Source organism: Bradyrhizobium sp. CSA207 (genome assembly GCF_029051685.1).
Lineage (GTDB): Bacteria > Pseudomonadota > Alphaproteobacteria > Rhizobiales > Xanthobacteraceae > Bradyrhizobium.
On sequence record NZ_JAACFT010000007.1, the window covers coordinates 89,880 to 103,156 of the forward strand.

General features: G+C 63.2%; 13 protein-coding genes. 7 read left to right on the plus strand and 6 right to left on the minus strand.

The genetic code is table 11. The features are described from left to right. Nucleotides 1-55: 55 nt before the first annotated feature. Nucleotides 56-739, plus strand: coding sequence for a GntR family transcriptional regulator (locus tag GWG65_RS09715; protein ID WP_148737647.1), 684 nt, complete (start codon nucleotides 56-58; stop codon nucleotides 737-739). 323 nt (nucleotides 740-1,062) lie between these two features. On the opposite strand, the gene GWG65_RS09720 is transcribed toward GWG65_RS09715, so the two are convergent. Further along, nucleotides 1,063-1,320, minus strand: a complete 258-nt coding sequence (locus GWG65_RS09720) for a hypothetical protein (protein ID WP_275195279.1) — start codon at nucleotides 1,318-1,320, stop codon at nucleotides 1,063-1,065. Nucleotides 1,321-1,613: 293 nt separating this feature from the next. On the opposite strand from GWG65_RS09720, the gene GWG65_RS09725 reads away from it, so the two are divergent. Beyond that, nucleotides 1,614-1,988 carry a hypothetical protein gene (locus GWG65_RS09725; RefSeq protein WP_148737641.1) on the plus strand — a complete coding sequence of 125 codons (375 nt, stop codon included), beginning with the start codon at nucleotides 1,614-1,616 and terminating at the stop codon, nucleotides 1,986-1,988. Here the strand turns inward: GWG65_RS09725 and GWG65_RS09730 are convergent. Together GWG65_RS09730 and GWG65_RS09735 are read right to left on the minus strand one after the other, a co-directional pair. After that, nucleotides 1,975-3,240, minus strand: a complete 1,266-nt coding sequence (locus GWG65_RS09730) for a polysaccharide deacetylase family protein (RefSeq protein ID WP_275195281.1) — start codon at nucleotides 3,238-3,240, stop codon at nucleotides 1,975-1,977. The two genes, GWG65_RS09725 and GWG65_RS09730, sit on opposite strands and share 14 nt — an antisense overlap. A gap of 178 nt (nucleotides 3,241-3,418) precedes the next feature. Continuing rightward, nucleotides 3,419-4,192: a polysaccharide deacetylase family protein gene (locus tag GWG65_RS09735; RefSeq protein ID WP_275195525.1), complete on the minus strand. Its 774-nt coding sequence runs from the start codon at nucleotides 4,190-4,192 to the stop codon at nucleotides 3,419-3,421. Between the two features lie 116 nt (nucleotides 4,193-4,308). Between GWG65_RS09735 and mgtE the strand changes: the two genes are divergently transcribed. The 4 genes from mgtE (at nucleotide 4,309) to GWG65_RS09755 (ending at nucleotide 8,115) form a co-directional block, all read left to right on the plus strand. Beyond that, complete coding sequence (gene mgtE / locus GWG65_RS09740; RefSeq protein ID WP_275195283.1) at nucleotides 4,309-5,730, plus strand: magnesium transporter; 1,422 nt, start codon at nucleotides 4,309-4,311, stop codon at nucleotides 5,728-5,730. A gap of 172 nt (nucleotides 5,731-5,902) precedes the next feature. Next, the gene (locus GWG65_RS09745) at nucleotides 5,903-6,205 is read left to right on the plus strand and encodes a helix-turn-helix domain-containing protein (protein WP_275195284.1); all 303 of its coding nucleotides are present in this window, start codon (nucleotides 5,903-5,905) and stop codon (nucleotides 6,203-6,205) included. 121 nt (nucleotides 6,206-6,326) lie between these two features. Continuing rightward, the gene (locus GWG65_RS09750) at nucleotides 6,327-7,145 is read left to right on the plus strand and encodes an aldo/keto reductase (RefSeq protein ID WP_275195285.1); all 819 of its coding nucleotides are present in this window, start codon (nucleotides 6,327-6,329) and stop codon (nucleotides 7,143-7,145) included. A 49-nt stretch (nucleotides 7,146-7,194) separates the two neighbouring features. After that, nucleotides 7,195-8,115 (plus strand): hypothetical protein, encoded by a 921-nt coding sequence (locus GWG65_RS09755; RefSeq protein WP_275195286.1) that lies wholly within the window; start codon nucleotides 7,195-7,197, stop codon nucleotides 8,113-8,115. 85 nt (nucleotides 8,116-8,200) lie between these two features. On the opposite strand, the gene GWG65_RS09760 is transcribed toward GWG65_RS09755, so the two are convergent. The 3 genes from GWG65_RS09760 to GWG65_RS09770 form a co-directional block, all read right to left on the minus strand. Next, entirely contained in the window at nucleotides 8,201-8,785 is a 585-nt protein-coding gene (locus GWG65_RS09760; protein WP_275195287.1) for a hypothetical protein, read from the minus strand. Between the two features lie 90 nt (nucleotides 8,786-8,875). Further along, on the minus strand, nucleotides 8,876-11,698 hold the full coding sequence (locus GWG65_RS09765) for an RHS repeat-associated core domain-containing protein (protein ID WP_275195288.1): 2,823 nt from the start codon (nucleotides 11,696-11,698) through the stop codon (nucleotides 8,876-8,878). Then, complete coding sequence (locus tag GWG65_RS09770) at nucleotides 11,695-12,420, minus strand: DUF599 domain-containing protein (protein ID WP_275195290.1); 726 nt, start codon at nucleotides 12,418-12,420, stop codon at nucleotides 11,695-11,697. The genes GWG65_RS09765 and GWG65_RS09770 overlap by 4 nt, the downstream gene beginning before the upstream one ends. A 123-nt stretch (nucleotides 12,421-12,543) precedes the next feature. Here GWG65_RS09770 and GWG65_RS09775 point away from each other — a divergent pair, with 123 nt between their 5' ends. After that, entirely contained in the window at nucleotides 12,544-13,206 is a 663-nt protein-coding gene (locus GWG65_RS09775; protein ID WP_275195292.1) for a glutathione S-transferase family protein, read from the plus strand. Nucleotides 13,207-13,277 lie beyond the last annotated feature (71 nt).

Consider the following 13,277-nt stretch of genomic DNA (forward strand, 5'->3'; position numbering starts at 1 on the left):
ATGTTGTATGGTTTGTCAAGCATGTGGTATGGAATTAGAGGATCAGGTGTATACAATGAGCCAAGCCTTCAGATTGAAACAGTCGATCGAAGACGCTGTGATGGCTGGGGAATTTCGACCGGGCGATCGCCTGGACGAGGCTTCCCTGGCCGAGCGATTCGGGGTGTCGCGGACGCCCATCCGGGAGGCGCTGCTTCAGCTCGGCGCCGAAGGTTTCATCGATGTCCGCCCGCGGCGCGGGGCGATCGTCAGCGTTCCCTCACCCACCCGGCTTTTCGAAATGTTCGAGACCATGGCCGAGATCGAAAGCGCCTGCGGCCGCTTGGCCGCGCGCCGGCTCACACCGGAGAACGACGCTGCAATGGAGGCGGCGCACCGCGCGTGCGAGTTGGACGTGCGGCAAGGCGACAGCGAGCAGTACTACGCGGACAACCGCAATTTTCACGAAGCGATCTACCGCGCGAGCCGCAACAGCTTCCTGGCCGATCAAGCCTTCGCCCTGCATAAGCGCTTGAGCGCCTATCGACGCATCCAGCTTCGCGCGCGTAACCGTCTGCTGCAATCGCTACAAGAGCACGCCGGGATTCTCGAAGCGATCCGCGCCGGCGACGAGCAGCTCGCTGCGAGCCGTCTTCACAGCCACGTGCTGGTACAGGGTGAGCGCTTCTCGGACATGGTGCTGGGGCTGACGCAAGACCGATCTGCGCCGGCTGGCACCAGGAGTGGAGCAGGCAGGTAGAGGGGTGGCCGCTGGGAGCTAGCGCATGATCCGGCTTTCAATCCTCAAGCGACACATGGCAAGGAAGACATTCGCTGCGACACCGTGACAGCGTCGCGACCGGATTGCTCTATGATCAATCGCGTGTCGGCCTGGTCGCTTTCGCGGTGCTCGCCCAGCTGCTGTCCTTGCCGCTGTTCGTGCTCGCCAAACGACAAGAATCGTCGGCGCGCTGACGGCGCGGTGCATGACCACCCCGCTCACGTCTAAACCTACTGCTGCACGCAGCGCTTCGTGCGGGCGTCGTTTGGACACCCCCAGCCCAGCCGATAGATCGCCGCGCCTCAGCCATATTCCTCGCCGATCCCGTACTCCCGGTAGATCTCCAGCGGATCAATGTCTGGGAACAGGCGGCATTTGGCCTGGGCGAGGTGCAGGCTCACGGCCGCCGGCTCCTTGCCGTTCGACAGCATTTTCCGGATGTCGTCCATGTGCGCGCGGGGTTGGTGCTTTGCCTCGAGCTGCTCCAGCGCGACCAGCGCGGTGGCGAGGGCCTCGGTGAGGACCCATTCGTCGTGGCCCGTGATTCCCTTCTTCGGCATCGGCAGACCCCCATGCGAGTGGCGACGACAGTCTATCGCGGCTTGCGCCGAATCTCCATTGAGCCGTTGCGCGCGCGGCTGGAACAGTTGGCTCGCCGTGGTTGTTTGCATTGTGGCCGAGCATGGCTAAAAGGCGGCCGGCGGCCGGCGGGCGGCGATCTTATCTTAGTTGCAACAAAGTTGGCGTAGAGGGGCCTGCGCGGCATTCGGGCCAGCCTTGCGGCCTGCACGCCGGCGCCGGCGAAATTCGCAATATTTGTCCCGTTGCGCGCCTTCTCTCGGGTGGAGCCAGCATGGTCTTTCTAAGCATCGCCTACCGCTTCCTGACCAATTTCGCGTTCCTGGCGATGGTATATTTCAGCCTGAACTTCATGGAGAAATATCCGAACCGGGCGATGCTCGCGATCCTGGTGCTGATCTACAGCGCCATGCGCGCAGCCTCGACGCTGCGCTCGTTCTATTTCTTCCAGAAGATCGAGAAGCTCGAGACCGAGACGCGGCGGTTGCAGGGCCCCATCAATGACGGCAGCGGCGGAACGAGTGCGCGCAAGCAGGTCGTGATGGACGTTGCCCGGCTGCGCCGCGACGGCGAGCTGAAGTCCTATATGGACCTGCTCTTCCTGGCGCTGATCGTGCTGCTCTGCGTCGCCAACATCATGCGGCAGTAGGGTAGCGCTTACTGAGCCGGGTCGGACGCGGCGTGCCGCTGTTGGGCTGGGCTACGTGCTTCGGCGTGGCCGGCGTCGCATGCGAGGTGTGCCGGGCTTGCGGCTTGGCGGTCTTGCCCTTGGGAGCGCGGGTGGTTTCGGCGGCCATGGCGAGCCGCGTCGCGGCGCGCCGTGACAATGTCGTGGACAGCAGCACGTCGAGCGAGCCCTCGGGAATCGCGAAGAGATCGCGGCCCGGCGTGGGCAGGATGGCGGCGACATTCGCCTGCGCCATGGTCCGGCGCGGCAACAGCGGCTGATGCGCCGGCTGCGCGTTGAGATCGGCCAGGTTAGGCGCCGGAAGCGTCTCGGTCTGCGCGTAGACAAAATTGGGCACGGCCGGCCAGCGCGCGATCGGCGTGGTCTCCGACGGCGGATGCAGCAGCCATTCCACCGGCGCGGTCGGCGTCGCCGGCCGGTCCGCGGTCGCCGGCACCACATGGACGATGCGATAGCCGCGCGCCTTGAGGTCGCGGATGATCTTGGGCAGCGCCGCGACGGTGCGGGGCTGGATGTCGTGCAGCAGCAAGATGCCCTTGCCCTTGGCCTCCAGGCGCTGGATCGCGAGCTGGTAGACGCGATCAGGCGACACGTGGCGCCAGTCGTCGGCCGGGAAGTCCGCGCTCCAGACCTGGATGCCGCGCGAGATCAGAAGATTCTCGACGCCTTCGGCCCGCATCAGGCCGGGGATCCGGAAGAACGGCGCCAGTGCGGACGGATCGGTCATCGCGGCCGATGTCCACTCGATGCCGCCATTGATCTCGGCCTCGGCCTTCTCGATCGGCATCCTGTCGAATGTCAGGGGATGGGTCATGCTGTGGGTGCCGACAGTGTGGCCCGCCGTCACCAGCTTGCGCACGCCTTCCGGGTTGGCCTTGGCCTGGCCGCCGATGATGAAGAAGGTCGCCTTGATGCATTCATCGGCCAGGATCTGCAGCACCTGGTTGGAGTATTTCGGCAGCGGGCCGTCGTCGAAGGTCAGGACCACTTCGTGATCTTTCAACGGCAGCGTCTCGCGGTACTGCATGGTGCCGATCCGCGGATGCTCGTGCGGGTCGACGACGAGGGTGCGCGAGGTGCCGAGCGCGTCCGGATGGCCGGGGCAATCGGCCGCAAGCGCCGCCGGCGAGCCGAGGGTCAGAAATCCAAGGAAACCACCGAGACCGAGGACGATCCACGGTCGCGTCCGGAAAGCAACGCTACTGCCGATCATCAACCCGGTCTGCCCTCATGTGCGATTGCCGCCATAGTAGGTCGCAGGCGCCCGAAAACGGTTCAGGCGCGAGTCCCTTCCTATCAAACAGTCCCCGTCATGTTTGCATGGCGTAGCATGAACAGACTGTTAATAGACGCCAAATCCCCCCATTTTGCGCCGGCGTGACATTCCGGCATCAATGCGCGTCGGCATTCTTCTGCACCGCGCCCGCCGGCACCACGTGAACGACGCGGTAGCCGTTCTCCCGCAAATACCGCAGGAAGGCCGGCATGATCGCGGCCGTGCGCGCCTTGGGGTCGTGGAAGAGAATGATACCCTTGCCGGCTGCGGCGAGGCGCTCGGTGACGAGCTTCAATTCCTGCTCCGGCGTCATCTCGTCCCAGTCGCTGGCCCACAGATCGGCCCCGAACACGACGATGCCGCGCGACTGGAGCAGGTCGAGCTCGGCCGGCGTCGCCTCGAAATAGGGGAAGCGGAAGAACGGCGTCGATGGCGTCGTCGTCGAGGTGCCGTGCAGCGCCATTTCGTTGGCTGCGATGCCGCGGTCGATCTCGCTCCTCGCCTTGTCGAATGGGATCCGCGCCATGAACGCATGCGACCAGGTGTGATGGCCGATCGTATGGCCCTCGCGGGCGATGCGCTTGACCATGTCGGGATGCTCGGAGGCGGGCAGGCCGATCAGGAAGAAGGTCGCGCGCACGCATTCCTGCGCCAGCGCGGCCAGCACCTTCGAGGTGGTCGGCGGATGCGGGCCATCGTCGAAGGTCAGCACGACCTCGCGATCGGCGAGAGGCAGCGTCTGGGGAAAGCTCTTCAATCCGACCCGTGGCGTCGTCTTGGCATCGACGCTCAGCACCCGTGAGGTGCCGAGCGCATCCTTGCGCGGACAGTTGGCGGCATCAGCACAGGCGATGCCGATCAGGGCAGCGAGCAGCGCGCCCGCCGGCATCGAGGCCCACCTCGGTTGATGCATCTTTGCCATTGCGCTCGCTAATGCCTTGTGGGTATTGCCTGAACGATCAGCTGAGACCACCTGACCCGACCTGTCAAACGGAGAGGCGCGCCATGGACGAACATATGGACGTTGCCACCTCCGCCGAGGCCTCGGTACTCGACCACGTTCCGATGCGCAATGAAGACGGCGAAATTCGTCACGAATTCGTCGAGGAGATTGCGCACGCGATCGAAGGCGGCGACAGCGCGCTGTTGCGTGCCATCGTTGCCGAGCTGCACGAGGCCGATCTCGGCGATCTGATCGGGGCTCTCGAGCCCCACGACCGCGTCCGCCTGGTCGAGCTCACCGGGCGCGACTTCGACTTCTCGGCGCTGAACGAGCTCGACGAGGGCGTGCGCGAGGAGATCCTCGAGGAGCTGCCGCCGGAGACGGTGGCCGAGGGTGTCCGCGAGCTCGAATCCGACGATGCCGTCGAGCTGCTCGAAGCCCTCGACCAGGCCGAGCAGGAGGAGATCCTCGAGAAGCTGCCGCTGCAAGAGCGCGTTGCGCTCGAGCGCAGCCTGCTTTATCCGGAAAATTCCGCCGGCCGGCGCATGCAGACCGAGTTCATCGCGGTGCCGCAGGATTTCACCGTCGGCCAGGCGATCGACTACATGCGCGAGACGCCGGATCTGCCCGACCGCTTCTACGAGATCTACGTCGTCGACAAGGACCAGCACTGGCAGGGCGCGATCCCCCTCGACGTCCTGCTTCGCGCCCGCCGCCCGATCGCGCTCGCCGAATTGACCGACGAGGATCGCCGCCGCGTCTCCGTCCTGGAGGACCAGGAAGAGGTGGCGCGCATGTTCGGCAAGTACAATCTGGTCGCGGCGCCCGTGCTCGACACCCAGGACCGCCTCGTCGGGGTCATCACCGTCGACGACGTCGTCGACGTGATCGAGGAAGAGGCGGACGAGGACCTCAAGGCGCTGGGCGGCGTCTCCAGCGGCGAAGAATTGTCCGACACGGTGTTCACCATTGCGCGGGCGCGGTTCAACTGGCTGCTGGTCAACCTGGCCACCGCCTTCCTGGCGTCCTCAGTGCTCGGCCTGTTCGAGGGCCAGCTCGAGAAGATGGTGGCGCTTGCCGTGCTGGCGCCGATCGTCGCAAGCCAGGGCGGCAACGCCGCCACCCAGACCATGACGGTCGCGGTGCGTGCGCTGGCCACCCGCGAGCTCGGCTCTTTCAATGCCTTTCGCGTGGTGATGCGCGAGGGTCTGGTTGGCCTCGTCAACGGTCTTGCCTTCGCCGTGATCACAGGGATCGCGGCGGTCGTCTGGTTCAAGATCCCGGGCCTCGGTATCGTCATTGGGCTCGCGATCATCTGCAACCTGTTGGCAGGTGCGCTCGGCGGCATCCTGATCCCGATGGCACTGGACCGGGTGCGGGCCGACCCGGCCGTGGCCTCCGGCACCTTCGTCACGACCGTGACCGACGTCGTCGGCTTCTTCTCCTTTCTCGGCATCGCCACCCTGTGGTTCGGGCTGAAGTAGGGCATGGAGTTCGTAGCCCGGATGGAGCGAAGCGCAATCCGGGACCGCTGTGTCGGCGCGGGAGGCGCCCCGGATTACGCTTTCGCTCCATCCGGGCTACTGACCGAGTCGAAACCGCTATCTTTAATCCGAACTTAAGCGGCCTGCCGCATCATCGCCCGTGCTTGGGGGAATGAGCATGCGGTTGCGGCTGAAGGCGGACGGACGGATCGTCGAATTGCGGGACGGGCAGGAGTTTCCGGTCCAGCCCGCGATGCCAAGCCCGGCCGCCGAAGCCAGTCCGCTTGCGGTGCGCGATTTGCGCCGCCGCGCCTGCCTCACCCAGATGGAGTTTGCTGCCAAATTGGGGGTGCCCGTCGAGACCATCCGCAACTGGGAGCAGGGCAAGCGCGCCCCGCGGGGACCCGCCCGCGCGCTGCTCGCCGTGATCGCGCATGCGCCGGAGACGGTGTTCCAGGCGCTCGCCAAAGCCTGACGCCAATGTCCCGTTAGGGTTGCGCTGAATAACCGCGTCGCGTGCGGCGGCCTCCGTTGGCACTGTCGCCGGCGGGGTCCATAATGCGACCTGAGGGCGACTTCGACAGAGAGGATTCCTCATGCTGTTCGTCGAGGCCAACGGCGCCAAAATCCCGGCGATCGGGCTGGGGACCTGGGAGCTGAGCGGGCGGACCTGCGCGCGCGTGGTCGAGCAGGCGCTGCGGCTCGGCTACCGCCACATCGACACCGCGCAGGCCTATGACAATGAGCGCGAAGTCGGCGATGGAATGCGGTCCTCGGGCGTGCGGCGTGACGACGTCTTCCTGACCACCAAGGTCTGGACCAACCATTTCGCGCCCCACGATCTCGAGCGCTCGGTCAAGGAGAGCCTGGCGCGGCTGCGGCTTCCGTTCGTCGACCTGTTGCTGCTGCACTGGCCCAATCCGCATGTGCCGCTGGCGGAGACGCTGGGCGCGCTGGCGCATGCCAAGCGGATGGGCCTGACGCACCACATCGGCGTGTCCAATTTCACGGTGGCCCTGATCGAAGAGGCGGTCGCGCTGTGCCCGGAGCCGCTCGTCTGCAACCAGGTCGAATATCACCCCTATCTCGACCAGGCCAAGGTCAGGGCGGCCTGCGACCAGCATGGCCTGGCGCTGGTCGCCTACAGCCCGATCGCCAGGGGCCGCATCAAGTCCGACCAGACGCTTGCGGCAATCGGGCGCGCCCATCGCAAGACGCCGGCGCAGATCTGCCTGCGCTGGCTGGTGCAACAGAATGTTTCCGCGATCCCGCGCACCTCGCGGATCGAGCGGCTGTCCGAAAACATCGAGATCTTCGATTTCGCGCTGACGGATGACGAGATGGCGCAGGTCGCGGCGCTGGCCAATCCGAAGGGGCGCCTGACCGATTTCGGCTTCGCGCCGAAATGGGATTGAGGGGCCGATCCGGTATGCTAGGACCAGCGCGGCAACCCAAGACCAGTCGATGGAACCGCGGAAGATCATACGGACGGACATTGCAGCGTCGGCAATCGCGCATCTGACGCTGGTGGGGCTGATCATCTTGATCAGCGAGGTCCATCCGTTTCACCCCGCGGCGCCCGAGACGGTGTCGGTCGACATGGTTACACCAGAACAGGTGAAGCAGGAGGAGGCCAAAGCCGAGGAGAAGGCCAAGGAAGAGGTCAAGCAAGAGGTGAAGGAGAAACCGCCGGAGCCGCCGCCCGACCTGAAGCTGCCGAAGCTGGATTTCACCGACAAGGAGAAGGCGGACGCTGCGGCGAAGCCTGCGACAAAGCAGCAGGCCACGTCGCAACCGTCGCAGCAGCAGGCCTTGCCCGAGCAGCCATTGCTGCAGAAACAGCCGCAGCCATCGCAATTGCCGCCGCAACGGCCGTTGCCGAAGCTGCAGTCTCAGCCGGCACCGCAGCCACAGGCGATGCCGCAGCCGCAAGCCGCACCGCCGGCCTATCAGGCCCCCGAACCCGACGTCACCGTCAAGTACGGCGTCATGCTGGGCCTGCCGCTGGAATTGCCGCCCGAGCCGAAGGACGCGCCCAAGGACGACGGCGGCGATGCCAAGGATTCGATCGGTGCGAAGCTGCCGCCCGAAGTGATCGCCGAGCTCCGCCGGCACCTGAGGAGCTGCGCAAAACTGCCGGCCGGGGTCGAGCCGACCGACAATTTGCACATCAAGCTGCGCACGGTGCTCGCCACCGACGGCACGCTGGCGCGCGAGCCGATCCTGATCGAAGCCCCGCCATCCGCAAAGGGCGTCGCTCTCGTAAAGTCCGCGATGAGCGCGCTGCAAGCCTGCCAACCCTACAGGATGCTGCCGGCAGACAAGTACGGGGAATGGAAGGTGATGGACCTGCCGTTTTCGCCGCGGGATTTCGACGGGGGGTAGAGGGCCATTGCCAAGCGTGAGGTATGTTCCTCATTTGCGTGCCGTCTCGTCCGATCTACTATCGGCCTTGTTGAATAACAGCGCGTCATTCCAGATTTCGAGGGCAACCGAAATCGTCCAACAAGGTGTTCGCCGAAGACAGGCGCAATGCCTCGCTGGAGTAGAAGAAGATGTTTCCTTCCCAAAACTCGATACGATCGGTGCTTCCCTGCGCAACCAACCAGCCGTCCCAGCCCTCAATCATGATCATTGACATCAAGCCTATCAATATTCCTATGGTTCGAGCCTGTTCTGCCGAAATCACCGATTGATCGCGCTCGTGGTAGGGTTGAGAACCAAAATAGTGTCCCGGAGCATCGGATAGCGATCTGGTTTCGCCCAATCCGGCTCGTAGAGAGACGAACGTCGCGTGCATACTCGGGAAGTCATTGCTCCAATGGTCGACCCAGAGCAGGCGCGCCCCATTCGACGAGTGCCAGCGGTTCATGGCCTCCGCAAAATGCGGCAAGTGTCGAACGTTTGGCGGTGGCCTCCCGCCAACGCGGGTCTGACTGGAGGCGATTGTTGGATCAAGCACGAGCGCAGTTCGGCCCATTGGGGTATTGGATCGAACGCTGAAGCCTTCCCGACCAAGCAGGTCCGTGGCCTCTTGTGAGGTCAGACATCGCATGTTTGTCACCTCCACTTCCAGGAGCAACGCGGGATTGTAGCCGAGGATGCACAGCCGAGAAGCGGATGTCCAACTTAGGCTGCTAGCCCGTCATTCGGCAGGACCGGAGTACAGTAATGTTCCCAAGAACACTCCGACCGCGCCACCGTAGCGGAAAATAGGAGGGACAGGATTCTCCGGCAGTGGATTGGGATGGGCTTGTTCCGGCGAAATAGGTGCTCCGTTCCTGTTAAAGCGAGACCAATCCCCGGATCCTCCACCTTGAGCCTTCCAGTATCCTTCAGATCCAGGAGGGCCGCCCTCCCGTACCGGAGGTACCCACCGACAGATCGCCCTAGGACCATTTGGTTGGGGCGGGCCAAAAAATGTCCCCGGCGCCTGCCCTGGTCCGGCTGGCGTCCAAGGGCCACCTGGAATTCCGGGAGGGGGAGTTGATGGAATCTCCTGTAGGCCAAGCGGATCGACCAGACCCAGCGGATTACCCTGAACATAGGCATATAGGTTTGCCGCGGGATGGGTGCCTTCCCCCACAGGATCACGAGATAACCATTGACCTGCGACTGGATCATACACCCGATATTGCGTCAGATAAAGTCCGCTTTCGGAATTGTAGAACATGCCCGCATAGGCAAAGTCGGTGAGCGGCGGAGTGCTCTGCAAAGCCCGGCCGTAAGGATCATAGCCGTAGGCTGGCGCGCTTGTTGTGCTGGCGAAGATGCGCCGAGCCGAGCCGATCTGATCCGGTCCATAGTAAAAGGTCTGCGCAGGAGCACCAGGAACGAGCTCGCCCTCTGCATAGTACCCGCGCGTTGCCGCGTTGTTCGCATTTCGAGCTTGGCAGATGCTCGCCCCACACCACAAATAGTGAGCCGTCGTCGCACTGCCGCCCTCCGGCGTGCTGATGATCGCAGCGCGTCGACTCAGACCGTCATAAGCGAAGCCGGTCTGTTTGCCTGACTGACCGGGATAGGTAATGCCGATCAGGCGATTCTCAGCGTCCCAATTGTAGTTGCGTTGTCCGTCCGAGAGCAAATTACCGTTGACATCGAAGCTCAAAGCCTGCCCGGAGAGATTGGTGACTTGGTTGAGATTGTTATAGCTCGCCGATTGTGCCACCGCGTTCGGATAGACCGCTGCGCTGTCGCTCGTTTCACTGATGGCGCTAATCAAATTCTCAGGGGTTGTCGAATAGCCGTAGGTCGAGAATTGTCCCGACGACAGTCCAACGTTGGTAATACCCGAAAGCCGACGGTCCTCAGCGTTCGGCAAATAACTCAATTCGGTCGATAATGTAGTGCTGACCAGTTGGCGCTGCGTCATCTGGCTGGTCTGCCCGAGATAGCTCAACGCAAATGCTCCGAGATCGCTTGTGTGACTGCTCAACCGGCCAATCGGATCGTAATTGAATGTCTCGGCGCCGGCTCCCGATATAGTGCGAGATGCCAGCCGTCCCAGCGCATCATAAGCATAGGCGATCGTGCTGTTCGGAAGCGGCGCGCTTTCTTGCTGCAGTTGGAGAGCGCCGAGGCTTCCTACTGGAACGTAAGTGTACGTCGTGGCCCCAGTGCCATCGGTCATCGACGTGCGGCGTGTAAAATAGAGATCATAAGCAAAGGTGACGTTCGGAGTTGTGTTTACCGCGTTTAGATAGGTGATGCTCGTCAGTAGATTGTCCTGAGCGTAGCCGTATTGCTTGGTCTGCCCCAGTGCGTCCAACACCGACCTCAGGCGGCTTGTTGTGCTCTCGTAGGTGTAGGTGGCCGTACTGGTGTCGGGATATGTCTTCCGCGTGATCCGGCTTTCGACGTCGTAAGCCCAGGACGTGAGATTGCCCTTCGGATCTGTCAGGCCGGTCAATTCGTTGGTGGGGCCATATCCGAAAAGAGTTTGTTTGCTGGCGGGATCGGTGATCGATGTCAGCCGTCTGTTTGCATCATACGTGTATACCCACTTTCGGAACTGCCGGTCCTGGAAACTGGCGAGGTCCAGTCTGTCGTAGGTATAAATCCTGCTTGTAGCATCGGGGTAGGTTATCTTCGTGACGCGATCCGCTGTGTCATAGTCGTAGGTGGCGGTCCAACCTTCGGAATCCGTGTAGGTCCTTACTCGATCGTATGCATCGTAGGTTAGGGTTGCGGCAGTGGCGTTGTTGGCATTGATGACGGCGGTGAGATCACCGGTGGTGTTGTATTGATAGCTCGTCGTCTGACCGAGCGGATTTGTCACTGATGTAACCTGACCTGCCGTATTGTAGGTGAAGCTCGTCGTCTGGTCGGCTGCGTCGGTGAAGAAAATCGGGCGGTGCTTTGTGTTGTAGATGAATTGTGCAAGCGTTTGCTGAACACCAAAAGCCGTCGTCTGGCTGATCGCCGCGAGATCGATGTGATTGGAGTAGGCGAATGATGTCGTTCGCCCGACCGCATCGGTGCGCTGTGTCACCTTGGAATAGCCGGACGTATCATACGAAACGCTGCTGAGCTGCGTTGTGCCGTCGTCGAGAACGCGCGCCGTCACGCTCGGCTTGACGTAGTTTCCCGAGAAGCTCGAACTAGTCTGTCCGGGATAGTTGAACCAGATGCGGTTCTCTAGCGCGTACTTGATGCTCTCGACCACGTTCGACTTCTGATTGACGTTGCCGGCGACGTGGGCAAAGTGCGTGATGCGCGCCTTAGAGTAGTCGCATCCGCCGCTTGGGGTACAGCCGGCTGCCACGTAGGCGCTCTTGTCCCAGTGGAAGCTGTTCCGGTAGGTGAGGTACTGATTTGTCGGCGCGACTGGCATCCCTACGGGAACGGTGGCGGCGGGATCGCTATCCGGAATAGGCGCCGGCTCGAGCCATTCCTCGCGCTCGCTGTTGCCGAGTGGATCGGTGACCTGGAGAAAGCGCGGCGGTGCGACAGTCCATCGCTTCATCGTTTGAAACGACTCTTCCGCGTCTCCCCGCCATCCCCCACCACCTCTGGCGCCATCGCCTCCCACGCGCTCGACGCGAACTGCCGCCGCCAGGTCACGATCACCACGGCGGCCGTTGTCACGAACAGCAGCCACGGGCTGACGAACCAGCCGAGATAGCCGAGCGCGAAGAAGAAGGCGCGCTGGCCGCGGTTGAAGTGGCGGCCTGCGGATTCGAACAGGCGCGAGGTGCGGATCACGTGCGCCTCGGCCTCGGGCGTGTCGCGCTGCGAGGCCGGCGGCATGCCGCCGAACAGGATCGCGACGTAGTTGAACAGGCGATAGGCCCAGGCGAATTTGAAGAAGGCGTAGACGCAGATCAGCACCAGGCCGACGCATTTCAGCTCCCACAGCGCCGGCGAGGGGCTGAGGTCGATCGACAGCTTGCTCAGGATGGTGATGGCGTCGTTGGTGGCGTGCAGCAGGGCCAGCGCGCCGCCGAGTGCGAACAGGCTGGTGGAGGCGAAGAAGGCGGTGCCGTTCTGGAGCGAGGCCATGATCTGCATGTCGACCATGCGGGTGTCGCGGTCGAGCAGGCGGCGGACCCAGACCTCGCGATAGCGGTTCATCCGCGCCGACAGGCTGTCGCGGCCGTAGGCCGAGTGCTCCAGCGTCAGGGCATAGACCGTCCATTCGATGATGAAGAAGCCGACGGCGGTGATATCGACCCAATGCCTGCTCATGTCGCTCTCCTCGCGGGGATCGCCACGATTGCCACGCGCAGCGAGGAGCGGCAACGATTGATTGGTGGCAGGCGATGGCGCTAAAAGCAGCCGCATCCATAAGACTCGGGAAGGACTGATGACATGGCAGCGCTGAAGCTTGCGATCGGCAACAAGAACTACTCGTCATGGTCGATGCGGCCCTGGCTCGCGCTGCGCGCCAATGGCATTCCGTTCGAGGAGACCGTCATCCCGCTCTACACCGACAATCCCGCGGACAAGCAACAGATCCTGAGCTTCAGCCGCGCCGGCAAGGTGCCGGTGCTGGTCGACGGCGACGTCACGGTGTGGGATTCGCTTAGCATCATCGAATACATCGCCGAGCGCTATCCGGAAGCGAAGCTGTGGCCTGCTGACGTCGCTGCCCGCGCGCATGCCCGTTCGGTGTGCGCGGAAATGCATTCCGGCTTCATGGCCTTGCGCAACGAATGCGGCATGAACCTGCACCGTCCCGTGCGTCCCGTGGCATTGTCGGCGGATGCGCTCGCCAACATCGCGCGCGTCCAGGAGATCTGGCGCGACTGCCGGACGCGCTACGGTGCCAACGGACCGTTCCTGTTCGGCGGCTTCGGCGCGGCGGATGCGATGTACGCGCCGGTCGTGCACCGCTTCCGCACCTATGCGATCGACGTCGACCCCGCGGCCAAGGCCTACATGGACACGATGATGGCGCTGCCGGCGTTCCAGGAATGGAGCCGCGACGGGCTCGCCGAATCGCTCGTCATCGAAAGGTTCGAGACTGTCTGATCGCGAATGGGAATGGATCGCGTATTGAGGGCGAAGGTGGGCCGGAACCTTGCGCAAGGCTGCGGATCACC

Bases quoted from the DNA above. Each gene is read 5' to 3' on its own strand.
- GWG65_RS09715 (WP_148737647.1), top strand. From the start codon at position 56: ATGAGCCAAGCCTTCAGATTGAAACAGTCGATCGAAGACGCTGTGATG.
- GWG65_RS09720 (WP_275195279.1), bottom strand. From the start codon at position 1,320: ATGCCGAAGAAGGGAATCACGGGCCACGACGAATGGGTCCTCACCGAG.
- GWG65_RS09725 (WP_148737641.1), top strand. From the start codon at position 1,614: ATGGTCTTTCTAAGCATCGCCTACCGCTTCCTGACCAATTTCGCGTTC.
- GWG65_RS09730 (WP_275195281.1), bottom strand. From the start codon at position 3,240: ATGATCGGCAGTAGCGTTGCTTTCCGGACGCGACCGTGGATCGTCCTC.
- GWG65_RS09735 (WP_275195525.1), bottom strand. From the start codon at position 4,192: ATGCCGGCGGGCGCGCTGCTCGCTGCCCTGATCGGCATCGCCTGTGCT.
- mgtE (WP_275195283.1), top strand. From the start codon at position 4,309: ATGGACGAACATATGGACGTTGCCACCTCCGCCGAGGCCTCGGTACTC.
- GWG65_RS09745 (WP_275195284.1), top strand. From the start codon at position 5,903: ATGAGCATGCGGTTGCGGCTGAAGGCGGACGGACGGATCGTCGAATTG.
- GWG65_RS09750 (WP_275195285.1), top strand. From the start codon at position 6,327: ATGCTGTTCGTCGAGGCCAACGGCGCCAAAATCCCGGCGATCGGGCTG.
- GWG65_RS09755 (WP_275195286.1), top strand. From the start codon at position 7,195: ATGGAACCGCGGAAGATCATACGGACGGACATTGCAGCGTCGGCAATC.
- GWG65_RS09760 (WP_275195287.1), bottom strand. From the start codon at position 8,785: ATGCGATGTCTGACCTCACAAGAGGCCACGGACCTGCTTGGTCGGGAA.
- GWG65_RS09765 (WP_275195288.1), bottom strand. From the start codon at position 11,698: ATGAAGCGATGGACTGTCGCACCGCCGCGCTTTCTCCAGGTCACCGAT.
- GWG65_RS09770 (WP_275195290.1), bottom strand. From the start codon at position 12,420: ATGAGCAGGCATTGGGTCGATATCACCGCCGTCGGCTTCTTCATCATC.
- GWG65_RS09775 (WP_275195292.1), top strand. From the start codon at position 12,544: ATGGCAGCGCTGAAGCTTGCGATCGGCAACAAGAACTACTCGTCATGG.